General features: G+C 71.0%; 19 protein-coding genes. 5 read left to right on the top strand and 14 right to left on the bottom strand.

All coding sequences use genetic code 11. The features are described from left to right. From U9J66_RS19050 to tkt, 4 genes are all read right to left on the bottom strand, one after another. Window positions 1-921 (bottom strand): glucose-6-phosphate dehydrogenase assembly protein OpcA, encoded by a 921-nt coding sequence (locus tag U9J66_RS19050; protein WP_017535413.1) that lies wholly within the window; start codon window positions 919-921, stop codon window positions 1-3. 22 nt (window positions 922-943) lie between these two features. Beyond that, window positions 944-2494, bottom strand: coding sequence for a glucose-6-phosphate dehydrogenase (gene zwf, locus U9J66_RS19045; protein ID WP_014911782.1), 1551 nt, complete (start codon window positions 2492-2494; stop codon window positions 944-946). Window positions 2495-2653: 159 nt separating this feature from the next. Further along, on the bottom strand, window positions 2654-3760 hold the full coding sequence (gene tal / locus U9J66_RS19040; RefSeq protein ID WP_042283453.1) for a transaldolase: 1107 nt from the start codon (window positions 3758-3760) through the stop codon (window positions 2654-2656). 94 nt (window positions 3761-3854) lie between these two features. Further along, a complete protein-coding gene (gene tkt / locus U9J66_RS19035; RefSeq protein WP_042283451.1) occupies window positions 3855-5948 on the bottom strand; it encodes a transketolase in 2094 nt (697 codons plus the stop codon). Window positions 5949-6591: 643 nt separating this feature from the next. On the opposite strand from tkt, the gene U9J66_RS19030 reads away from it, so the two are divergent. Next, window positions 6592-7551, top strand: coding sequence for a heme o synthase (locus tag U9J66_RS19030; RefSeq protein WP_326338289.1), 960 nt, complete (start codon window positions 6592-6594; stop codon window positions 7549-7551). Between the two features lie 71 nt (window positions 7552-7622). On the opposite strand, the gene U9J66_RS19025 is transcribed toward U9J66_RS19030, so the two are convergent. Next, entirely contained in the window at window positions 7623-9245 is a 1623-nt protein-coding gene (locus U9J66_RS19025; protein WP_326338288.1) for an OmpA family protein, read from the bottom strand. A 187-nt stretch (window positions 9246-9432) separates the two neighbouring features. Next, window positions 9433-9843, bottom strand: coding sequence for a hypothetical protein (locus U9J66_RS19020; RefSeq protein ID WP_326338287.1), 411 nt, complete (start codon window positions 9841-9843; stop codon window positions 9433-9435). Window positions 9844-9971: 128 nt separating this feature from the next. Here U9J66_RS19020 and U9J66_RS19015 point away from each other — a divergent pair, with 128 nt between their 5' ends. Then, window positions 9972-11255: a PrsW family intramembrane metalloprotease gene (locus U9J66_RS19015; RefSeq protein WP_026125155.1), complete on the top strand. Its 1284-nt coding sequence runs from the start codon at window positions 9972-9974 to the stop codon at window positions 11253-11255. On the opposite strand, the gene U9J66_RS19010 is transcribed toward U9J66_RS19015, so the two are convergent. Next, entirely contained in the window at window positions 11194-12312 is a 1119-nt protein-coding gene (locus tag U9J66_RS19010) for a COX15/CtaA family protein (RefSeq protein WP_326338286.1), read from the bottom strand. The genes U9J66_RS19015 and U9J66_RS19010 overlap by 62 nt on opposite strands. Window positions 12313-12537: 225 nt before the next feature. Then, window positions 12538-13260 carry an ArsR/SmtB family transcription factor gene (locus U9J66_RS19005; protein ID WP_017535405.1) on the bottom strand — a complete coding sequence of 241 codons (723 nt, stop codon included), beginning with the start codon at window positions 13258-13260 and terminating at the stop codon, window positions 12538-12540. Between the two features lie 65 nt (window positions 13261-13325). Between U9J66_RS19005 and U9J66_RS19000 the strand changes: the two genes are divergently transcribed. Further along, window positions 13326-14006 (top strand): flavin reductase family protein, encoded by a 681-nt coding sequence (locus U9J66_RS19000; RefSeq protein WP_017535404.1) that lies wholly within the window; start codon window positions 13326-13328, stop codon window positions 14004-14006. A gap of 118 nt (window positions 14007-14124) precedes the next feature. On the opposite strand, the gene U9J66_RS18995 is transcribed toward U9J66_RS19000, so the two are convergent. From U9J66_RS18995 to U9J66_RS18985, 3 genes are all read right to left on the bottom strand, one after another. Further along, window positions 14125-14319, bottom strand: a complete 195-nt coding sequence (locus U9J66_RS18995) for a hypothetical protein (RefSeq protein ID WP_014912625.1) — start codon at window positions 14317-14319, stop codon at window positions 14125-14127. 189 nt (window positions 14320-14508) lie between these two features. Next, on the bottom strand, window positions 14509-15441 hold the full coding sequence (locus U9J66_RS18990; RefSeq protein ID WP_017535403.1) for an EamA family transporter: 933 nt from the start codon (window positions 15439-15441) through the stop codon (window positions 14509-14511). 6 nt (window positions 15442-15447) lie between these two features. Beyond that, entirely contained in the window at window positions 15448-15816 is a 369-nt protein-coding gene (locus U9J66_RS18985) for a hypothetical protein (RefSeq protein ID WP_161110119.1), read from the bottom strand. Window positions 15817-15936: 120 nt separating this feature from the next. On the opposite strand from U9J66_RS18985, the gene U9J66_RS18980 reads away from it, so the two are divergent. Both U9J66_RS18980 and U9J66_RS18975 read left to right on the top strand, forming a co-directional pair. Then, window positions 15937-16629 (top strand): RICIN domain-containing protein, encoded by a 693-nt coding sequence (locus tag U9J66_RS18980; protein WP_026125154.1) that lies wholly within the window; start codon window positions 15937-15939, stop codon window positions 16627-16629. Window positions 16630-16772: 143 nt separating this feature from the next. Next, a complete protein-coding gene (locus U9J66_RS18975; RefSeq protein ID WP_326338285.1) occupies window positions 16773-18065 on the top strand; it encodes an MFS transporter in 1293 nt (430 codons plus the stop codon). Here the strand turns inward: U9J66_RS18975 and U9J66_RS18970 are convergent. The 3 genes from U9J66_RS18970 to U9J66_RS18960 form a co-directional block, all read right to left on the bottom strand. Beyond that, on the bottom strand, window positions 18010-18810 hold the full coding sequence (locus U9J66_RS18970) for an inositol monophosphatase family protein (RefSeq protein ID WP_326338284.1): 801 nt from the start codon (window positions 18808-18810) through the stop codon (window positions 18010-18012). The genes U9J66_RS18975 and U9J66_RS18970 overlap by 56 nt on opposite strands. A gap of 282 nt (window positions 18811-19092) precedes the next feature. Further along, window positions 19093-19929: an ABC transporter permease gene (locus U9J66_RS18965; RefSeq protein WP_017535398.1), complete on the bottom strand. Its 837-nt coding sequence runs from the start codon at window positions 19927-19929 to the stop codon at window positions 19093-19095. Then, window positions 19929-20867, bottom strand: coding sequence for an ABC transporter ATP-binding protein (locus U9J66_RS18960; RefSeq protein ID WP_017535397.1), 939 nt, complete (start codon window positions 20865-20867; stop codon window positions 19929-19931). The genes U9J66_RS18965 and U9J66_RS18960 overlap by 1 nt, the downstream gene beginning before the upstream one ends. Between the last annotated feature and the right edge of the window lie 386 nt (window positions 20868-21253).

Raw genomic sequence — 21253 nt, 5'->3', positions numbered from 1 at the left:
TCATGCTCCGCTTCCGGCGAGCATCGGGCCCAGGTGGCGGGCCGCGCTCGCGTAGGTCTCGTCGGCGTCCAGTCGGCGCAGCTCCTCGGCCAGGGCCTGGGAGGCGCCGCGTCGGGCCAGGGCCACCGTCTGGTCCGGCTGGCCGAACCTCGACAGGATGGCGACCTGGCCGTCTCTGCGGGAGATCGTGATGTCCCCCTGGTCGGTGCTCAGGCACACCTCGGTCAGCCCGGGGCCGTGCGAGGTGGCGCGCTCCACCGGGACGTCGAGGCGTTCGGACAGCCACGACGCCAGCAGTTCGGCGCTCGGGTAGTGCGGTTCGGCGGTCACCCGGGCCGAGTTCACCCAGCCGCACGGCTGGTCCATGGCGCTGGCCAGCAGCGAACGCCACGGGGTCAGCCGGGTCCAGGTCAGGTCGGTGTCGCCCGGACGGTAGTGGGCGACCCGCTCCATCAGGTCCTCCAGCGGGTTCGGGGCGCGCAGGGCGTCGGTGATCCTGCGCTGGGCCAGACGACCGACCGGATCGTCGGCCGGGTCGAGCGGCCCCTGGCCCGGCCACCACACCACCACGGGCGCGTCCGGCACCAGCAGCGGGGTCAGGACCGAGTCGGGGTGTTCGCCCAGGGGCCCGTACAGCCTCAGCAGCACCGCCTCGCCGGGGCCGGAGGTGCCGGGCCTGCGGATCTCGGCGTCGATGGCGGGCTCGGCCTTGGGGTCGCGGCGGATCAGCGCCACGACCCGGGACGGGTGTTCGCGGCCGGCCTCGGTGGCGGCCCGGACGGCGTCGTAGTGGTCGGCCTCGTCGGTGACGATGACCAGGGTCAGAACCATGTTCATCGCGCCGCCGCCGACACTGAGACGCTCGGACATGAGCGCCTCGGTGATCTGCGCGGTGGTGGTGCGCGGCAGGTAGAGCGTCATCGGTTCCTCCCGACGCGGGCGGTCATGGGCGGCGCCACTGGCGGCCGTCCCTGGCGAGCAGTTCGTGGGCGGAGTCGGGCCCCCAGGTACCCGAACCGTATTGTTCGGGGCGGCCCTCCTTCGCCCAGTAGTCCTCCACCGGGTCCAGGATGCGCCACGACAGCTCGACCTCCTCCTGGCGGGGGAAGAGCGGCGGGTCGCCGATCAGCACGTCCAGGATGAGCCGTTCGTAGGCCTCGGGGCTGGCCTCGGTGAAGGACTGCCCGTAGGTGAAGTCCATGCTCACGTCGCGCACCTCCATGGAGGCGCCGGGCACCTTGGAGCCGAAGCGCAGGGTGACGCCCTCGTCCGGCTGGATGCGCAGTACCAGGGCGTTCTGCCCCAGTTCGCTGATGTCGGAGCGCGCGAACATCTGCTGCGGAGCGGCCTGGAACACCAACGCCACCTCGGTGACGCGGCGGCCCAACCGTTTGCCGGTGCGCAGGTAGAAGGGCACCCCGGCCCAGCGGCGGGTGCCCACGTCGAGCCTGAGGGCGGCGTAGGTCTCGGTCACCGAGTCGGAGGGGATGCCCTCCTCCTCCAGGTAGCCGCGGACCGCGGCGCCGCCCTGCCAACCGGCGGCGTACTGTCCCCGGGCGGTGCCGGTGGACAGGTCCTCTGGCAGGGAGACCGCGGAGAGTACCTTCTCCTTCTCCGCGCGGATCGCGTCGGCGCTGTAGGAGACGGGCTCCTCCATGGCCACGAGCGCGAGCAGCTGGAGCAGGTGGTTCTGCATGACGTCGCGGGCGGCGCCGATCCCGTCGTAGTAGCCCGCGCGTCCGCCCACGCCGATGTCCTCGGCCATGGTGATCTGCACGTGGTCCACGTAGCCGCGGTTCCACAGGGGCTCGAACAGGGTGTTGGCGAAGCGCAGCGCCAGGATGTTCTGGACCGTCTCCTTGCCCAGGTAGTGGTCGATGCGGAACACCGCCGACGGCGGGAAGACGTCGTCCACCACGGAGTTGAGGTCGCGGGCGCTGGTCAGGTCGTGGCCGAAGGGCTTCTCGATGACCACGCGCCGCCACGGGGTGACCCCGCCGGTCCCCTCGCCCTGTTCGGGCTCGGCCAGACCGGACCTCTTGAGCTGGGTGACCACGGTCGGGAACAGCTTGGGCGGCAGCGAGAGGTAGAAGGCGTAGTTGCCTCCGGTGCCGCGCGCGGCGTCCAGCTCGTGGACGGTCCGGGCGAGCTCGTCGAAGGCCGCGTCGTCGTCCAGGTCGCCCTGGACGAACCGCATGCCCTCGCTGAGCTGGCGCCACACGTCCTCACGGAAGGGGGTGCGCGCGTGCTGACGCACCGCCTCGTGGGCCTCGTGGGCGAAGTCCTGGTCCTCCCAGTCCCGGCGGGCGAACCCCACCAGACCGAAGCCCGGAGGCAGCATGCCCCGGTTGGCCAGGTCGTAGATGGCGGGGAGCAGTTTCTTGCGGGCCAGGTCGCCCGTCACGCCGAACAGCACCAGCACGCTGGGCCCGGCGATCCGGGGGAGCCTTCGGTCCAGGGCGTTGCGGAGCGGGTTGGGTACCGCTCCCGGCATCACCGGTTCTTTCAAGAGTCTCTTTCTCCTGTCGAGCGTGGCCGATGCCTCGGTGGACGGGCACCCGTGCCCGCGCGGATCGCGCACGGGCACGGGGCGGTGAGAGGGTGCCTCGAGGGCCGCACGGGCTCCGGTGCGACGGAGGCCCGTGGATGCGACCTAGGCGAGCTCGTCGAGCTTCATGGTCAGCCGGCCGAGCAGGCTCTCCCAGGAGTCCACGAACTTGACCACGCCCTCGTTCTCCAGGTGGAGGACGACGTCGGCCATGTCCACACCGGCCTCGCGGAGGGCGTCCATGTCGGCCTGGGCCTCGGCGTAGTGCGCCCGGACCGTGTCCCCGGTGATCTCACCGTGGTCGGCGGTCGCGTCGAGGGTGGCCTGCGGCATCGTGTTCACGGTGCCGGGGGCCACCAGGTCGGTGACGTAGCGGGTGTCGGAGTAGGACGGGTCCTTCACCCCGGTGGAGGCCCACAGCGGACGCTGCGGGGTGGCGCCCTCGGCGGCCAGTACCTTCCAACGGTCGGCGGAGAAGACCTGCTCGTAGTCCTGGTAGGCCAGCCGCGCGTTGGCGATGGCGGCGCGGCCGAGCAGACGCTCGGCCTCGTCGGTGCCGATGGCCTTCAGTCGCTTGTCCACCTCGCTGTCGACGCGGCTGACGAAGAAGGACGCCACGGACTGGATGCGGGACAGGTCGTGGCCGTTGGCGCGGGCCAGCTCCATGCCCTCCAGGAACGCCTCCATGACCTCCCGGTAGCGCTCCAGTGAGAAGATCAGGGTGACGTTGACGCTGATGCCGTGTCCGAGCACCTGGGTGATCGCGGGCAGACCCTCGACCGTCGCCGGGATCTTGATCATCAGGTTGGGACGGTCGACCAGCCACCACAGCGACCGGGCCTCGGCGATGGTGCGCTCGGTCTCGCGGGCCAGACGCGGGTCCACCTCCAGGGAGACCCGGCCGTCCACGCGGTCGGTGGCGTCGTACACCGGGCGCAGGGTGTCCGCGGCCCAGCGGATGTCGTAGGCGGTCAGCATCCGGACGGCCTCGCCCACCGAGACACCGCGCACCCCGAGGGCGTGCACCTGCTCGTCGTAGGCGTCGCCCTCGGCGAGGGCCTTGTCGAAGATGGTGGGGTTCGAGGTCACCCCGGTCACGTGGTGGGTCGACATCAGTTCGGCGAGGTTGCCGGTGCGCAGTCGGTCCCGGCTGATGTCGTCCAGCCAGATGGACTGCCCGGCCTCGGCCAGATCCTTCAGTGCGGTGCTCATGTCCTTCTCACGCCTTCCCTGCGCTTTGTCCTGGGCCCGCGCCGCGCACGGGCGGCGGCCCCGCCGGGGAGCTCTCCCCGGCGGGACCGCTCCGTCAGCGTCCGACCTTGGCCAGACTGTCGCGGACCGCCGCGACGACCGCCTCGGAGGTGATGCCGAACTTCTCGTAGAGGGTCTGGTAGGGCGCGGAGGCACCGAAGTGCTCCAGGCTCACCGAGACGCCGGCGTCGCCGACGTAGGAGCGCCAGCCCATGGCGATACCGGCCTCGACCGACACGCGGGCGCGCACCGAGGAGGGCAGCACCTGCTCGCGGTACTCCTCGCTCTGCTCCTCGAACCACTCCACGCACGGCATGGAGACCACGCGGGTGGGGGTGCCGGCCCGCTCCAGCTCGGCGCGGGCCTCCAGCGCGAGGGAGACCTCGCTACCGGTGGCGATGACGATGGCCTCGGGGGTGCCCCCTTCGGCCTCGGCGAGCACGTAGCCGCCCTGGGCCGCGCCCTCGGCCGGAGCGTGGACCTCGCGGTCCAGGACCGGGACGTTCTGGCGGGTGAGCGCCAGCGCGGTGGGACGGTCGGTGCTCTCCAGCGCCTTGCGCCAGGCCACGACGGTCTCGTTGGCGTCGGCGGGACGGATCACGTCCAGGCCGGGGATGGCGCGCAGCGCCCACAGGTGCTCGATCGGCTGGTGGGTGGGGCCGTCCTCGCCCAGACCGATGGAGTCGTGGGTCCACACGTAGGTGACCGGCAGCTTCATGAGCGCGGCCAGTCGCACGGCCGGACGCATGTAGTCGCTGAAGACCAGGAACGTGCCGCCGTAGGGACGGGTGGGGCCGTGCAGGGCGATGCCGTTGAGGATCGAACCCATGCCGTGCTCACGGATGCCGAAGTGCAGCACGCGACCGTACGGGTTGCCGGGGAACATGCCGCTGGCCCGGTCGAAGGGGAGGAAGGAGGGCTCGCCCTTGGGGGTGGTGTTGTTGGAACCGGCCAGGTCGGCCGAGCCGCCCCACAGCTCGGGCAGGATCGGCGCGACCGCGCTCAGCACCTCGCCGCTCGCCTTGCGGGTGGCCATCCCCTTCTCGCTCGCCTCGAAGGAGGGCAGCGACTCCTCCCAGTCCTCGGGCAGCTTGCCCGACTGGAGCCGGTCGAAGAGCTCACCGTGCTCGCCGGCGCCCTTGCGCCAGGCGTCGAAGGCGACCTCCCAGGCGGCGTGGGCCTCGCGGCCCCGGTCGAGCGCCTTGCGGGTGTGCTCGATGACGGCGTCCTCGACCGCGAACGGCTCGTCCGGAAGGCCCAGGATCTCCTTGGTGGCGGAGATCTCGGCGGCACCGATGGCGGCGCCGTGGATGGCGCCGGTGTTCTGCTTGTTGGGCGCGGGCCAGCCGATGACGGTGCGCAGACGGATGAAGGTCGGACGGTCGGTCTCGGCCTTGCCGCGCAGGATCGCCTGGTAGAGGCCGTCGACGTCCTCGACGTACTCGCCGGTGGCGGTCCAGTCGACGTCCTCGACGTGCCAGCCGTAGGCCCGGTAACGGGCCATGACGTCCTCGCTGTGCGCGATGCGGGTGTCGTCCTCGATGGAGATCTGGTTGTCGTCCCAGATCATGATGAGGTTGCCCAGGTTCTGGGTGCCGGCCAGGGCGCTGGCCTCGTGGCTCACGCCCTCCTGGACGTCGCCGTCGGAGCAGAAGGCGTAGACGTGGTGGTCGAAGGGGCTGACGCCCGGACCCGCCTCGGGGTTGAACAGGCCGCGCTCGCGGCGGGCGGCCATGGCCATGCCGACGGCGTTGCCCACACCCTGGCCGAGCGGGCCGGTGGTGGTCTCCACACCCGGGGTGTGGCCGACCTCGGGGTGACCCGGGGTGAGGCTGTCCCACTGGCGCAGCGACTCCAGGTCCTTCAGGGTCAGACCGTAGCCGGCGAGGTAGAGCTGGATGTACAGGGTGAGGCTGGAGTGTCCGATGGACAGCACGAAACGGTCCCGGCCGACCCAGTCGGGGGCGGCGGGGTCGTGGCGCATGACCTTCTGGAAGAGGAGGTAGGCGGCGGGAGCGAGGCTCATCGCGGTACCGGGGTGACCGTTACCCGACTTCTCTACCGCGTCCATCGCCAGCGCCCGAACCGTGTCGACGGCACGGAGGTCGAGGTCCGACCACTCCAGATTCTGCGGGGTGTGGGCGTTCACGGACTTTCGTTCTCCTTCTCGGGCACCGGAGGCACCCGTTTCCGGGGCGGGTGGTGGTCGTGTGTACTTGTTGTCCGCCGGCGTCGACGGACGACCCGCTCGTGGGGCGGGCCGAGAGGGGTGTGCGGAGGGCGGGGTCGCTCGGCGTCGGGCTGTGGACGTCACGCGGCCCCGAAGCACGTGTCCGGTCCGTGTTCGCACGAGGTCGGTGGAACACGGACGGGGCCGTCTGCGAGCCTATCGTCCGCGGCAGGGGATGTGGGTGCCCGACACCTCCCGCACCGGCTGGTGGAGGGGGTCGTGGGGCCGGATCCCCGCGCTCGGTGGGGCGCGTGGCACGCTGGAAGCGTGGTGGGGCTTGTGCGACCCTTCTGTACACCCGAGAGGCGGCGAGGTCTCGGGCCGAAGGTCCCGGCCGGCGGGGCACCCGTACCCAGGGGGCAGGTCTCCGGTGCGCGCGAGGAAGTACTACAGTATGTCGTTGACGGGGTTTTCGCTGATCCTGACGCTTTGTCGGTCCGATCGACCCCGCGTGGCGAGCAGTGTCGAAATTCCCTAAGAGTTGTCGAGGTATCCGCGTGTCTGAAACCGAGCCGGCCCCCCAGGGGACAGGAGTGCTTCCGGCCGTGGGGACGCGGCACCCATGACACTCACCAACCGTTCCCCGCAGGCCGGATCGTCCACCCCCGAGGCCCCCCGCAAGGCCGCCCTGGGTGATTACGTCCGTGCCTATGTCGCTCTCTCCAAGCCCCGCGTCATCGAGCTTCTGCTCATCACCACCATTCCGGTGATGTTCGTGGCCGCCGGGGGTGTGCCGCCGCTGTGGACCGCGGTCGCCACCCTGCTGTTCGGCACCATGTCGGCGGCCAGCGCGAACGCGATGAACTGCTACATCGACCGTGACATCGACCGTGAGATGCGTCGCACCCGACAGCGTCCGGGCGCGATGGACCTGGTCACACCGAAGGGCGCCCTCATCTACGGGCTCGCCCTGGCGATCGGCTCCACCGTCGGCTTCCTGGTGTTCGTCAACGTGCTGTCGGCGACGCTGTCGGTCTTCGCGATCCTCTTCTACATCTTCGTGTACACGATGCTGCTCAAGCGTCGTACCGCGCAGAACGTGGTGTGGGGCGGCATCGCGGGCTGTATGCCGGTCCTCATCGGTTGGGCCGCGGTCACCAACAGCCTCGACTGGGCGCCGTTCGTCCTCTTCCTGGTGGTGTTCTTCTGGACGCCTCCGCACACCTGGACCCTGGCCATGCGTTACCGCGAGGACTACGCCGCCGCCAAGGTGCCGATGCTCCCGGTGGTCGCCGGCGACCGTCGCGTGCTGCTGGAGACGGTGCTGTACAGCTGGGCGACGGTCATCGTCTCGCTCATCTTCTGGCCGGTCGCGGGGACCACCGTGTTCTACGGTGCGGTCGCCCTCATCCTGGGCGCGCTCCTGGTGGTCCAGGCCCACCGCCTGCTCAGCCGCTCGATGGCGGGGGTGAGCGGGGCCAAGCTCAAGACCATGGGCTTCTTCCACCTCTCCAACGCCTACCTGGCGCTGCTGTTCACGGCGGTCACCATCGACCCCCTCATCGCGCGACTGCTCGGCTGAGCGGTCCCGTACGACGCGGACGGCGCCCGCCCCGGATCCTCGGGGCGGGCGCCGTCGTTCGCGGGGGAGGGTCATTCCACCGGGATCGTGAAGGCGCCGAAGGGGCCGGCGTCCAGCTCCACCTCGTCCACGCCCAGGGCGGGCGCGGGGAAGTAGACGAAGGTCCTGCGGCTCTCCCCACCGTCGGGGAACGGGTTGAAGTGTCGGGTGGACAGGTAGCGGGGGTCCGCGTCCTCGGGGTGGGAGGGGCCGATACGGACGGCCCGCAGGACGTCGTCACCGCCGGGGGCGCTCACCGAGAAGGCGGTCATCTCTCCGCCCCGCAGGTCTCCGGAGAGGGGAGAGACGACGTGCGGCACCGTCCCCGATCCGCTGTCGTCGTGTTCCAGTTCGAAGACCCCGACGAGGTAGGAACCGTCCCGGTACATCGGATACGCGTGCAGTCGATAGCGCGCGACGTCGCTGAGGAAGGTCGCCTCGCCCGTGGCGACGACCTCGCCGTCGCCTTCGCGGAACGGCGCCGGCGGCGCGGCCACGTGCTCCGTCCCCTCGGTGACGGTGGTACCGGCCTCTTCGCCGGTCTCCTCGCGTTCGCCCTCGGGAAGCAGGTGGTAGGAGATCTCCACCCGCCGGTTGGCCGCGCGCGCCTCCTCGACCTCCTCCTCGGTGTCGGCGTTCTCGCTCGCCACCGGTTCGGTGTCCCCGCGTCCCTCGGTCTCGTACGCGTAGTCGGTGCCCAGCTCCTCGCGGAGGAAGGCGTGGACGGCCTCGGCACGCTCCTCGGACAGGGTCAGGTTGTAGTCGCCCGCCCCTTGCCCATCGGTGTGGCCCACGATCGTGATCGGCGGCCGTGAGGGGTCGGCCTCGGCCCGGGTCTCCTCGGCCACCTCGCGCAGGACCTCCTCGGCCTCGGTGGTGAGCTCGGACTCGTCGAGATCGAACAGCACGTCGGCGTGCAGTCCCACCGTCGTCTCGTCCGCGCCGCCCGTGTGGACCCGGTCGGGCCGCTCGACGATGGAGTACAGGTCCTGGACCCGATCGTCGGGGTCGCCGGCCGGTTCGGCGTCGCCGGGTCCGGGACGCACGGTGTCGCCCGGCTCGACGTCGCTGTGCCTCACACTGTCGGAGGGGGGAGCGGAGGGCTCGCCCCGGTCCACCACGGGGATGCCGGTGAACTCTCCGGCGTCCCCGGTGGTGTGGAGGGTGAGGCGTTCCACCCCCTCGGGGATCGGTGGGAAGTGGATCTCGAACTCGTAGGTGGCCCCGGGGACCCAGTTGGGCGGCATGGGGCTGCCGGTCGTGCGGTCGTCGGAGTCGAGCAGCGGGAGATAGTGCTTCCTTCCGACCGGGTCGGTCAGGGAGAACGCCCAGTTCCGGCCGAGCAGTCCTCGAGAGAAGGCGGCGGGGCGGTGGATGTAGCTCTGGTCGGTCTCACCGGTGGCCTCCACGGTGAGACGGAGGACGCCGCGGTCCCGGCCGCGCTCGACGTGGTGCACCGCCACCCGGGCGGGGAAGTCATAGGCGCCGAAGAGCCCCTCCCTGACATAGGGGCCTTCGGGATAGGTGGTGGTCTGTTCCGCCGTGCTCTCGGGGTCCGGGACGTCCTCGGTGTCGGTCGGGGCGCATCCGATGGCCATGATCAGGGTGCTGATCAGGACCAACGCGGTGGGGATCGTTCGGGTGCTCCGTGGCATGCCTCTCCTTCGGGGGGTCTCACCGTCTTCGGAGGCAACTCGAAGAGGTGGGTTTCGTTGAAGGGGTTGTCGGTAAAGCACACTATGTTGCCTTGCGCGCGAGGTAAAATCCCGGAGTGGTCCCGTACGACGCGGACGGCGCCCGCCCCGGATCCTCGGGGCGGGCGCCGTCGTTCGTGGGGGTGGGTCAGGAGGCGGGGCGTCGGCTCCACGCGAGTACGGCCGCCCACACCACCAGGGCGACCAGGACCAGTGCCAGGGGGACATGGCCCTGAAGGGGGCCGTAGGTGCCCAGCGCGGCCTGGACGAAGCCCAGGGCGAAGGTGGCCAGGCTCAGCAGGAGGACGTTCAGATCGACGCCGGAGCCGCGGCCGGCCCCGAACCACACCATCGCCGCGGCCAGGAGCTGGACGGCGGCGGTCACGTGCACCGCGTAGGCGCCCCCGTTGTGCAGGGGCAGGGCGGTCGCGTCGAACGTGACGAGCCGTCCGGCGGTGACGAACTCCCACACGAGGGCGGCCACGGAGGCGAGGACCGCCACCCGCAGCGTCCATTCCCAACCGGAGACGGTCCTGCGCGGGGTGATGTCCTTCTCCATGCCAGAGGCCTTCCTCACGGGTTCGATCGTTCCCCACCATCCTGTCGCACGTGGGAGGGGGACCGTACCGCCCCCGACCGGGGCGGACGGCACGCCCGCGAGCCCGGCAGACGATACGATCTGTGCTCATGCCCCGACTCGACAGCAAGGCCATTCTCCAGGGCCGCAGATCCCGTTATTCGATGACCCTCATCCTGGGCACCGCCATCAGCGTGGTGTGCATGCTCGGGATGCTCGGGTACCTGTGGATCCTGGCCATGGCCGGGGGAGCGGCCGCCGGGATCGACGGTGCCACGGGCTTCGTGGTCAGTCTGGTCGCGGCGATCGTCCCGGTCACGATCCTCGTCCCGCTCATCCTCATGCTCGACCGGCTCGAACCCGAGCCCGGCTGGGTGCTCTTCTTCGCCTTCGTCTGGGGCGCGGGGGTGGCGGTGCTCGCCTCGCTGCTGCTCAACAGCTGGGGCATCGCCTACCTGATGGTGCCCCTGTTCGGGCAGAGCGTGGGCGACTTCCTCGGTACCTCCATGGTCGCCCCCGTGGTCGAGGAGAGCGCCAAGGGCATGGTCCTGCTCCTGCTGCTCTGGCGGCGCCGCAACGAGATCGACACCTTCACCGACGGCGTGGTCTACGCGGGGATGGTGGCCACCGGTTTCGCCTTCACCGAGAACATCCTGTACTTCCTCGGCGCCTTCTTCGACGGTAGCCTCGTCGCGACCTTCGCCATCCGCGGGGTGGTCGCCCCCTTCGGCCACCCGATCTACACCGCCATGACCGGCCTGGGCGTGGCCTACGCGGCGATGCGCACCGGCGGTGGACGTTTCCTCGCCCCGATCGCCGGCTGGGTGCTGGCGGTGCTGCTGCACGGCATGTGGAACGCGTCGACGATCTTCGGCTGGTACGGCCTGGGTCTGGCCTACCTGGTGCTGTTCGTGGTGCTGATGGGCCTGCTGGCCATCGCCGCGCGCGACCGTCGCAGCCAGGTGGCCGCCATCGACCGCTACCTTCCGCCCTACATCTCCACCGGCCTGGTGACCCCGGCCGACATCACCATGCTCAGCTCCATGAGCGGGCGCCGTCAGGCCAGGGACTGGGCCGCGCGCAACGCCGGTGCCCGGGGGCGCGCGGCGATGAAGGACTATCAGCTGGCCGCCACCGAGCTGGCCCTGCTGCACCGCAAGATGGACGCCGGTGTGCGCCGCACGGACTGGAAGGTCAGTCGGGACTCGTTCCTGGCCCTGATGCACGTGGCCCGGGACACCTTCCTGGGGCACGTGCCCCGGCCGGTGACCCCGGGCTGGGCGGAGACGCCCACCGACTCCGGGTTCCTACGTCGCGCCGACTTCGCGCACGTCATCGCCCAGGCGCAGGCTCAACAGAGCTACGTTCCCCGGCACGGTCAGCCTCCTCGCTGACCTCCTCGCCCGGAGGGGTCAGCCGCGTGGTGGCGAAGTACAGGCGGGAGATCGCGACCCAGGTCAGACCCGAACCGAGGACGTGGAGCACCACGAGCGCCTCGGGCAGCTCCAGGGCGTACTGGGTGTAGCCCAGGACGCCCTGGAGGAGGACGATCACCAGCAGGATCACGCTGTTGCGGCGGGCGGGGGCCCCGGCGCCGCCGCGGAAGGCCAGGATCACCGCGGCGGTGGCGCCGACCAGGGTGAGCCAGGCCAGGGCCGAGTGCACCCGGGTGACCGAGGGCAGGTCCAGCGCCCAGCGCGGGGCGGCGGCGTCCCCGCCGTGCGGGCCGGTACCGGTGACCACGGTGCCGGCGATCAGGAGCAGGAAGCCGACGACGACCAGGCCGATGCTCACGGTGTGCAGCATGGGGCCGACCACGATCCGCGGCCGTCCTTCGGGCTCCTGGCAGCGCACGTACAGCGCGACGGTGATGAAGACCATCACCATCGACAGCAGGAAGTGGGTGGCCACCGAGGCCGGGTGCAGGTCGGTCCACACGGTGATGCCGCCGACCACGCCCTGACCGAGGACGCCGAAGGGGATGATCACGGCCAGCCGGAACAGGTCCTTGCGGCGCGGGGTCATGCGCAGGACGGCGATCAGGGTGATCACGGCGACCGCCAGGACCACGAAGGTCAGCGTCCGGTTACCGAACTCGATGGCGGCGTTCAGGGCCGCGTGACCGGTGTCGATGGGCACGAAACTGTCAGGCGTGCACTTGGGCCACTCCGAACAGCCCAGCCCCGAGGAGGTGACCCGCACGGTCGCGCCGGTGACGGCGATCCCGGCGTTGACGGCGACGTTGCCCAGCGCCCAGGCGCGCAGCGACCGCGAAGTGGGGTTCCAGATGGTGCGGGCCAGGAGGGCCAGGGCCAGGACGCCCACGAGCGCCACGGCGATCTGCCATCCCCAGAGGGGCACGCCGAGGAGGACGATGTCGTCGATCTCGTCCGCCGCGAGCGGGGGAAGGGTGTGCGCGGCCGTGGTCACGGCGGCCGGGGAAGCAAACATACGACAGACTGTAGTACATCGTTCGGGGTCGTCCGACGTGGCCCCGCCGTCCGCCGCCACCTGCGGAGACACCGGGCTCCGAGCGGACGAGCCGTCGGGGATGTCCGTGATCCGCGCGTGAGGCGGTCTCTCCACCGGATCCCCCGGAAGGAGACGTTCACCGGCCGACGGCCGAGGACCCCTTCTCGTCTCCCGGTCCGGCCGGTCGCGACGACCGTTCCCGGCTCAAGCCGTCCCCTCCGGGGCGCTCAGCGCGTCGGAGGAGAGGCCGAACAGGGTTCCGAAGGCCTCCGAACCCTCCGGGGTCACCATGACGGCACGGGGTACGCCGGTGCGGACGATCCATCCGGAGGAGAACGCGTGGGAGCAGAACGCGGCCGCCAGGGCGCCGGCGAGGTGGAAACGGCGTTCCGTCCAGTCCAGGCAGGCACGCACCGCCGGACGACGGGCGCCGGGTGCGGTCGCCAGCCCCAGCTCCGCGCTCCACTCCTCCCCGGCCGGGGTCAACGCCAGCCCCCGCCCCTCGGACAACAGGCCCCGCTCGATCATCGCCTCGGTGATCAGTACGCCCAGTCGACCGGCCAAGTGGTCGTAACAGGTCCGGGCCAGAGCCAGATGACGCCCGCGAGAGCGTGCCCTCAGCGAGGGTGACGGAGGAGCCGCCTCCGGCCCCAACGCGGCGAGGCGTTCGACCAGTTCGGCGATCTCGGGCGAGGCCAGGCGAACGTAACGATGGCGCCCTTGCCGTTCCTGGACCAGGAGTCCGCCCGCCACCAAGGCGTTCAGGTGCCCGGTCGTCGTGGAGGCCGCCACTCCGACGTGGCGCGCCAGCTCTCCCGCGGTCCAGGCCCGTCCGTCCAACAGGGCCAGACAGAACCCGGCTCTGGTCGGATCTGCCAGCAGAGCCGCGATCTTCGCCAGCCCGGGGGCGACACGCTCGGTTTCCATGGGTCCATTGTCCCCATCGACGTTTCGGTCCGCGCCGAAACGTCCGGTCGTTAACGTCACCGTCCATGACCACCGACACGCACCGGAACCCATCGGTCGACCCCGGATCCCACCGCGAAATCGAACCCCGCGTCCTCTACTTCGGCACCCCCGTGGCCCTCGTGTCCACGCTGAACGAGGATGGGACGCCGAACCTGGCGCCCATCTCCTCGCTGTGGGCCCTGGGCATGCTTCTCGTCGTGGGGCTCGGCGCGACCGGACAGACCGCCCGCAACCTCGAGGAGCGCCCCGAGATGGTGGTGAACATGCCCTCCGCGGACCTGTGGGAACGTGTGGAGCGTCTGGCTCCGCTGACCGGACGGGATCCCGTTCCGGAGGGGAAACCGCCGGGGTGCCGCTTCGAGGCCGACAAGTTCGGCGCGGCGGGCCTGACGGCGACGGGATCGGTCCTGGTCGGTCCGCCTCGGGTGGCCCAGTGCCCCTTGCAACTCGAGACGAAGGTCCGGCACGTGCGGGCGGACGACTCCGGCGAGCACGTCATCGTCGAGGCCCGGGTGGTGCGCGTCCACGCGGAGAAGGGCGTCATCGTACCGGGAACGCATCACATCGATCCCGCGAGCTGGAACCCCTTGATCTACAGCTTCCGTCACTACTTCGGCCTTGGAGCCGAACGGGGATACTCCCACCGTTCTCAGACCCCGACCCGTGGTGCGGGCGGGCGCGCTCCGGAGCCCTCACGGGCCTGAGGTCCGCGCGGCCGTGCCGGCCGTGTCGAGGGCGCGGGGGAGAAGGGGGAGAGAACATGGGAGGAGCCGCCCCCGCAAGGTGAGGGGCGGCTCCGGGCACCGATCTATCGAAGGTGCGTCAAGCGTTGTAGTTGGCGATGCACTGGCTGAGCAGGTTGAGGTCCAGGTTGATCAGCCCCAGAGCGTTCTGCTCATCGATACATGCCTGATAGACCTCGGAGTTGTGGCCACCGGCCGAGGCGGCGCCGGCGCCCATACCGAGGAGTCCCGCCGCGAAGAAAGCGGTCAGGGCGAGCTTGGCGACGATACGCATGGGTGTTCCCCTTCGAATGCGGGTGCAGGAACGGGTCGGCCTACCCACCGGCAACAATTACCGCCGGCCTCGAAGCGGAAACGCTCCGCACTCGTGGTTTGCCCTGAACATGAAGGTGTTCTGCCGAATCGATGGTCGTAGGGCCGGACCCGTGGTCGGGCATTGCCCACGCCCTTGCCTTCCCCGGCCCTACGGATCGTCGCGGCGGACCTCCCCCTCCGTGCCGGACGAGGCCTTGGCGGCCTCACGGGAGGAGGTCCGGGTCGAACCGGCGCTCGCGATGATCACACAGGCGACCGCGGCCCACTGCCACACGGTCAGCAGTTCGCCGAGCAGGAGCAGACCCACCAACGCGGCGGCGGCCGGTTGCAGACTCATCAGCACGCCGAACACGCGGGGCGGCATACGGCGCAGGGCGTTCAGTTCGAGGGTGTAGGGGACCACGGAGGAGAGCACTCCGACGGCCAGACCGAACAACAGCAGACGCCAGTCGAGCAGGGCGGCGCCTCCCTCGGCGATCCCCGCGGGGGCCATGACCAGGACCCCCACCACGCTGGCGATGGCCAGACCGGAGGTGCCGTCGAAGCGACGTCCGGTCGCGGCGCTGAGCAGGATGTAGCCGGCCCAGGCCACCGCGGCCAGTACCGCGAACAGCACGCCCAGCGGGTCGAGGGAACGGAACTCCACGCCGAGGGCGGCGACGCCGAGCCCGGCCATCCCCGCCCACACCAGGTCGACACGGCGCCGCGAGCCCACGATGGCGATCAGCAGCGGCCCCAGGTACTCGATGGTGACCGCGATACCCAGGGGGATGCGGGCGAAGGCCTGGTAGATGAAGAAGTTCATGGCGGCCAGGGCCACGCCGTAGCCGACGACCACCATCCAGTCGGCCCGGGTGCGTGCGCGCAGCACCGGCCGGGCGACGAGGACCAGGAGGATCGCCGAGGTGAGCAGACGCAGCCACACCACGGCTGCCGGTGGCAGCGCGTCGAACAGGTTCTTGGCCACCCCGGCGCCGGTCTGGACCGAGACGATGCCGACCAGTACCAGCCAGACCGGGGGCAGGGAGTCCAGCAGGTTACCGCGGGTGGGGGCGGCCGTCGCTTCGGTCCGAGAACGCATAATGGGTCATCCTACGTTTTCCGGTGTCCGGTCGGCCTCCCCCGGGTCCCTTTCGACGGGAGCGGGCGCCGGTACGCGCGGTTCCCACACCAGCGCCAGCAGGAGCAGACACCAGGCCGACGCCACCACCGCGGGCTGCAACAGGGTCATGACCAGGCCGATCACCGTCAGGTCCCCCCGCCCGAAGAGGGCCTGGAACCCGAGCCAGAGGAACGGCAGCGCCGCCGCGAACAGGTTCACGACGAGGGCCGTCCAGGCCAACCACGCTCGCGCGGGACGACGCCACCACAGGAGGACGCCGCCCACCAGTACCAGGAACAGGGGAGGGCCCAGATAGCGGACCACGATGAACCAGGGCACTCCGATGCTCTCCATGGGCGATCACCCTATCCACGATCGATCGTGGCCCCCGAACGTGCGTGAGGTGGGGGATGTGGTGTGAAATGGTTCGGTTTCATCCCGAAGGAACGTCCCCGCCCGCAGGAGAGCCCCGCCATGTCCCGAAGCAGCGCCCGCCCGGACGACCTCCAGGACCGGGAACCGCCCCGGTGGCCGGTTCTGGCCGGGGCGACCGCCCTGCTTCTGCTCGCCGGTCTCGGCGGCTACACCGCCGGTGTGTTCGTCTCCGAGAACCGCGCCCAGGTCGAGGAGATGTCCGTGGTCTCGGGCATCCTCGTCCAGCCCGAGGGCGCCCCTGACGAAGCCGAGGAACCGGAGGAGGAGCCCGAGGAGGAGACCCACCCCGCCGGGATCGACCCCGAGGTCTCCTACGCCCTGCTCAGCGTGCACGGAGGGCGGGCCGTGGACGTCGCGGGCGCGGCGCAGGACAACGGCGCGCACGTCCACCTGTGGGACCGCCACGACGATGAGCATCAGCAGTGGCGCTTCGTCCCGGTCGACGACGGCTTCTACGAGATCCTCGGCGTGGCCAGCGGCAAGCTGCTGGAGTTCCCCGCGACCCCCGATCCCGAGACCGGTGAGGGTGCCTCGCTGCTCAGCCGCACCGGCGCCCCCGAACAGCAGTGGCGGGTGATCGAGGTGGGCGACGGCGTGGTCCGGCTGGTCAACCGGGCCGACGGGCAGGCCCTGGGGAACCAGGACGGTGAGGAGGAGAACCGGACGCTCCTCACCCCGGCCGAGGACGAGGGCCACCCGCACCAGCAGTGGCGTTTGGTCCCGGTCGGCTGACCCCTCCAGGGGACCGTGTTAGAGTCCGGACCGTGTTCTCCCTCTGTGCGTAGATCGACGCCCCGCCGCGACACCGTGTCGCGGCCCTTCGGCGTCCACGCACCTCCGCGGCGCCCGCGCGCCGCCTCTCCATGGAGAACACCATGTCCTCGCCTGTCCCGGGCCCCTCCTACCGTGCCGTCCTGCGTGTCACGGGGGCTTGCCGTCTCCTGATCCCCGCCCTTGTGGGCCGATCGTCCTACGGCCTCGTCTCGCTCGCCCTGGTCCTGTCCGTCGTCCACGCCACCGGCTCCTACGCCCACGTGGGGGTGGTCGTCGGGGTCTTCGGCGCGACCGTCGCCGCCCTGTCCCCGCTGCGCGCCCGTCTCATCGACCGCCACGGCCCGTGCGCCGCCCTGCCGCCGATGGCGGCCCTGTTCGCCCTGACCCTGCTCGGGCTGGCCGTGACCACCTGGAGCGAGGGAACGGGCCCCGGCGTGCTCGTGGCGCTCGCGGCGGTGGCCGGGGCCTGCGCGCCGCCATTGGGGCCGGTCACCCGGAGCCTGTGGAGCCACCTGATCGCCGACCGGGCCCTGCTCCAACGTGCCTACAGCCTCGACACGGTGGTGGAGGAGCTCATCTTCCTGGGCGGTCCACTCCTGCTCGGAGCCCTTCTGCCGTGGTGGCCGCCCCCGATCGGTCTGGTGGTCGGCGCTCTGCTGGTGCCGACCGGAACGTGGGGGCTGGTCACCTCTCCGGTGGCACGTTCGCTGTCCCGAAGGTCCCCGGAGGGGTCGTCGGCCCCGGCCCCGGCCCTGGATACGGACGTGACGCCGCGTCCCGTCGCCCGCGGCGGCCTTCTCACGGCGGTCGCCCTGTCCGGGGCGGCCGGTGTCGCTCTGGGGGCGACGGCACTGATCAACGTCGCCTTCGCCGAGCAGCACGGGCGGGTCGAGACCGTCGTGTTCCTGGAGGCCCTCCAGACCGCCGGCGGGGTGATCGGCGGCCTTCTCTACGGGGCCGTCTCCTGGCGGGCCGGTTCCCGGACCAGGCTCGTCCTGATCTCTCTGGCCCTGGGCGGGGGAGTGGCCGCCGCGACGTTCGCGCCCGGCGTGGCAGCCCTGACCGCGTTGCTCTTCGTGGTCGGTGTCGTCGGAGCGCCCCTGATCACGACCTCCTATCTGCTCGCCGACGAGTCGGTGGCGGCGGACCGCCGGACGCGTGCGGGGAACTGGGTGAACACCGCCCATAACGCGGGGTCCTCGGTCGGCGGGGCCGCGATCGGCGCGCTCCTCACCCTGGTCCCGCCGAGTACGGCCTACACGGCGGCAGGCGGGGTCCTGGTCGTGGTGGCGGTGGTCGTCCTGCCGTTCTCGATCCCTCGGAGGCGCGTACGCCCCCTCAGGGGATCATCATGGGCCGTACCGTCCGCCACGTCCGCTCGTCGGCGGCGGTGAGCAGGAGACGACCCTCGCCGTCGGGCCGGTAGGGCTCTCCTTCGGGACGGAGACAGACCCCGCCGGCCTCGGTCAACAGCAGGCTTCCGGGGGCGTGGTCCCAGGGCCGGGTCCCGGAGAACAGCATGAAGTCCAGCCCGCCCTCGGCCAGACGGGGGTAGTCCACGCCGACGCAGCCGGATCCCCGCTCGAGCCCGGCGAGGGCGGGCGCGGACCCCTCCACGTGCGCGCGTTCGGCGGTCGACAGGGAACGGCCCCGCGCCGCCCCGCGCAGAAGGGCGGGGTCGGCGGGCGCGGGTTCGCGTCGGACTCTGCGCCCGTCGCACCAGGCCCCCGAGCCGAGCTCGGCGACGTGGACACGGTCCAGGGTCGGGCGCAGGATCCAGGAGACGATCGACCGACCCCGGTAGACCAGCGCGACCATGACGGCGAACCTCTCGTCGCCGTGGACGAAGTTGCGGGTCCCGTCCAGGGGGTCGACCACCCAGACCCGGGGTTCGGCGAGCAGGGCCCGCGTCAGGTCGGGGTCGGAGGAGGCGGCCTCCTCGCCCACCACCGGCACGTCGAGGATCTCGCGCAGCCTGCGGGAGATGATCTCCTCGGCCTCTTGGTCGGCCACGGTGACCAGGTCGCCGGGCGCCTTCTCGGACACCTCGCCCTCGGCCAGTCGACGGAACCGGGGGAGGACCACCGTCTCCGCGGTCTCACGGAGGATCTTGGTCACGGTGTCGATGTCGATCGTCATGGCCGACAGACTACGGCCGTGGCGCGGTACGGGCCGGTGCCGGGCCTAGGGAGTGTTTTTTGGATGCTTTCGCCGGGCATCGGCGGAGCCGGTCCGTGGCGAGCGGCCGCCAGGTGATCTCTCGCCAGACGACGAGCGAAGGTCAGCCCGGGTTTGGCTGTCCGAGTGATGTCGGCGCCGCGAGAGGAAGCCCGGCCCCGCGTAGAGCACCGCGCGCGCCAGCGCGACCGTTGAGGGTGGTGGCGGGCGACGGCGCGGGAGGAATGATCCAAAAAACACGACCTATTCCCAGCGGAAGAGGCGGGAGGCGGCCAGGCCGCCCACGACGGTCCACACGGCCAGGACCGCGAAGACGCCGAGCCCGGGGGCCGCCCCGTGGGAGAGCACGTCGCGCAGCCCCGAGGCGAGCGCGGTGATCGGCAGGACGGACACGGCCCGCTCCATCACGGCGGGGAAGCCGGTGGTCGGGAACAGGACGCCGCCCAGCCCCAGCATCAGCACGTACACGAGGTTGGCGCCGGCCAGGGTCGCCTCGGCCCGCAGTGTTCCGGCCATCAGCAGCGCGAGCGAGCTGAAGGCGGCGGTGGCCAGGAGCACCAGGGCGACGGCGGAGAGCACACCGGTGAGGGAGAGCGCGGGGGACCAGCCCAGGAACAGCGCGACCACGGTCAGGACGGTGATCTGGATGGTCTGCACGGCCAGCACGGCCAGGGTCTTGGCGGCCAGCAGGCCGAAACGCGACAGGGGGGTGGCCCCCAATCGCTTGAGGACCCCGTAGCGCCGTTCGAAGCCGGTGCCGATCGCCAGCCCGGTGAAGGAGGTGGACATGACGGCCAGGGCCAGGATGCCGGGGGCGAGCGTGTCGACCCGGGGCCCCTCGCCCACGTTCAGGACGTCGGTGAGGCTCAGACCCACCAGCAACAGCACGGGGATGACCATGGTGAGCAGGAACTGCTCGCCGTGGCGCAGCATCACCCGCAGTTCCATCCCGGCCTGGGCGGCGACCATCCGCCACATCGGCGCGGCCCCGGGGTTCGGGGTGAACAGTCCGGGGTCGGAGGCGAGGGTCGGTGTGTCGGAGGCCGTCGGAGCGGCCGTGCCATAGGTGTGCTCGGTCATCAGTCGCGCAGTTCCCGGCCGGTGGTTTCGAGGAAGACGTCTTCGAGGGTACGCCGTCGTACACGCAGGTCCTCGGCGAGGACGCCGGCGGAGGCGCACCAGGCGGCGACCGTGGCGAGGAACTCCGGCCCGGGGGCCTCGGCGGCGTGCGTGGCGACGGTGTACTCGTGACGGCCGCCGGCGACGATCGACGTCACCTCGCCGCCATCGGGCAGGGCGGCGCGCAGGGCCTCGGAGTCGATCGGGGTCTCGGTGGAGAAGCACACGTCGCGTCGGCCGCGGGTGAGCTCGGCCGGGGTCCCCTCGGTCACCACGGAGCCGTGGTCGATGATCACGACGTGGTCGGCGAGACGCTCGGCCTCCTCCATGTGGTGCGTGGTCAGGATGACCGCGACACCGGCCGCGCGCAGGGCCGAGACCAGGTCCCAGGTGGCCATGCGCGCCTGCGGGTCCAGACCGGCGGTCGGCTCGTCGAGGAAGACGATCTCGGGGCGGCCGACGACGGCGCAGGCCAGGGAGAGGCGTTGCTGTTGGCCGCCGGAGAGGCGGCGGAACGGGGTACGACCGGCCGAGGTCAGCCCCAACCGCTCCAGGAGCAGGTCGGGGTCGATCGGGTGGGCGTGGAAGGAGGCCATGAGGCGGAGCCATTCGGCGGCCCTGGCGCCGGTGGGCACCCCGCCGGACTGCGGCATCACACCGACGCGGGGCTTGAGCTCGGCGGCGTCGGCCACCGGATCCCGACCGAGGACCCGCACGCTGCCCCCGTCGGCATGACGGAAACCCTCGCAGATCTCGATGGTGCTGGTCTTGCCCGCTCCGTTGGGGCCGAGCAGGGCGGTCACCGCGCCGCGGCGCGCGGTGAACGAGAGGCCCGTGACGGCCGTGGTGGCGCCATAACGCTTCACCAGGTCGACGACCTCGAGGGCGGGTGTGTCCATGGGGCCTGAGTTTACGTGCGTCCCGGTGCCGGGCTTCACCACCCCGCCCGGAGGGGGAGAGGCGTGATCCGGGGCTCGGGGGATCGTGGGGCGGACGAGATCGGGTTCCGGGGGAATGGCTCCGCCCGCTTTCCCGTTGTTCACATCCGTTGACCCGTTTCCCCTGGTCCCCGCGGAGTCGACACGGTGTCCCCTGAGAAAAATTCGCTCGAATGGCGAGACTCGAGTCTTGTCATTCGAGAAAGCACGTGCGGAGGAAACCGCTCGTGAGAGGGCTCCGGGCAGCCGGCTCGAGCGAATCTCCAGCTTAGGCAAGCCTGACCTTCGTGATGAAGCGCATCGTATCGGGTTTGCCTCGGTGGACTTATTTAAGCCACACTGATGTT

Origin of the sequence: Nocardiopsis sp. LDBS1602, from assembly GCF_035818715.1 — a bacterium.
In the GTDB taxonomy this organism is placed as follows: domain Bacteria; phylum Actinomycetota; class Actinomycetes; order Streptosporangiales; family Streptosporangiaceae; genus Nocardiopsis; species Nocardiopsis alba.
This window is presented reverse-complemented; position numbering and strand designations above follow the sequence as displayed.

Excerpts from the sequence above, each read along its gene's own strand:
- U9J66_RS18975 (WP_326338285.1), top strand. The coding sequence starts at position 16,773 with ATGTCCTCGCCTGTCCCGGGCCCCTCCTACCGTGCCGTCCTGCGTGTC.
- U9J66_RS18965 (WP_017535398.1), bottom strand. The coding sequence starts at position 19,929 with ATGACCGAGCACACCTATGGCACGGCCGCTCCGACGGCCTCCGACACA.
- U9J66_RS19050 (WP_017535413.1), bottom strand. The coding sequence starts at position 921 with ATGACGCTCTACCTGCCGCGCACCACCACCGCGCAGATCACCGAGGCG.
- U9J66_RS18995 (WP_014912625.1), bottom strand. The coding sequence starts at position 14,319 with ATGCGTATCGTCGCCAAGCTCGCCCTGACCGCTTTCTTCGCGGCGGGA.
- U9J66_RS18970 (WP_326338284.1), bottom strand. The coding sequence starts at position 18,810 with ATGACGATCGACATCGACACCGTGACCAAGATCCTCCGTGAGACCGCG.
- U9J66_RS18990 (WP_017535403.1), bottom strand. The coding sequence starts at position 15,441 with ATGCGTTCTCGGACCGAAGCGACGGCCGCCCCCACCCGCGGTAACCTG.
- U9J66_RS18980 (WP_026125154.1), top strand. The coding sequence starts at position 15,937 with ATGTCCCGAAGCAGCGCCCGCCCGGACGACCTCCAGGACCGGGAACCG.
- U9J66_RS18960 (WP_017535397.1), bottom strand. The coding sequence starts at position 20,867 with ATGGACACACCCGCCCTCGAGGTCGTCGACCTGGTGAAGCGTTATGGC.
- U9J66_RS19005 (WP_017535405.1), bottom strand. The coding sequence starts at position 13,260 with ATGGAAACCGAGCGTGTCGCCCCCGGGCTGGCGAAGATCGCGGCTCTG.
- U9J66_RS19010 (WP_326338286.1), bottom strand. The coding sequence starts at position 12,312 with ATGTTTGCTTCCCCGGCCGCCGTGACCACGGCCGCGCACACCCTTCCC.
- zwf (WP_014911782.1), bottom strand. The coding sequence starts at position 2,494 with ATGCCGGGAGCGGTACCCAACCCGCTCCGCAACGCCCTGGACCGAAGG.
- U9J66_RS19025 (WP_326338288.1), bottom strand. The coding sequence starts at position 9,245 with ATGCCACGGAGCACCCGAACGATCCCCACCGCGTTGGTCCTGATCAGC.
- U9J66_RS19000 (WP_017535404.1), top strand. The coding sequence starts at position 13,326 with ATGACCACCGACACGCACCGGAACCCATCGGTCGACCCCGGATCCCAC.
- U9J66_RS19015 (WP_026125155.1), top strand. The coding sequence starts at position 9,972 with ATGCCCCGACTCGACAGCAAGGCCATTCTCCAGGGCCGCAGATCCCGT.
- U9J66_RS18985 (WP_161110119.1), bottom strand. The coding sequence starts at position 15,816 with ATGGAGAGCATCGGAGTGCCCTGGTTCATCGTGGTCCGCTATCTGGGC.
- U9J66_RS19030 (WP_326338289.1), top strand. The coding sequence starts at position 6,592 with ATGACACTCACCAACCGTTCCCCGCAGGCCGGATCGTCCACCCCCGAG.
- U9J66_RS19020 (WP_326338287.1), bottom strand. The coding sequence starts at position 9,843 with ATGGAGAAGGACATCACCCCGCGCAGGACCGTCTCCGGTTGGGAATGG.
- tal (WP_042283453.1), bottom strand. The coding sequence starts at position 3,760 with ATGAGCACCGCACTGAAGGATCTGGCCGAGGCCGGGCAGTCCATCTGG.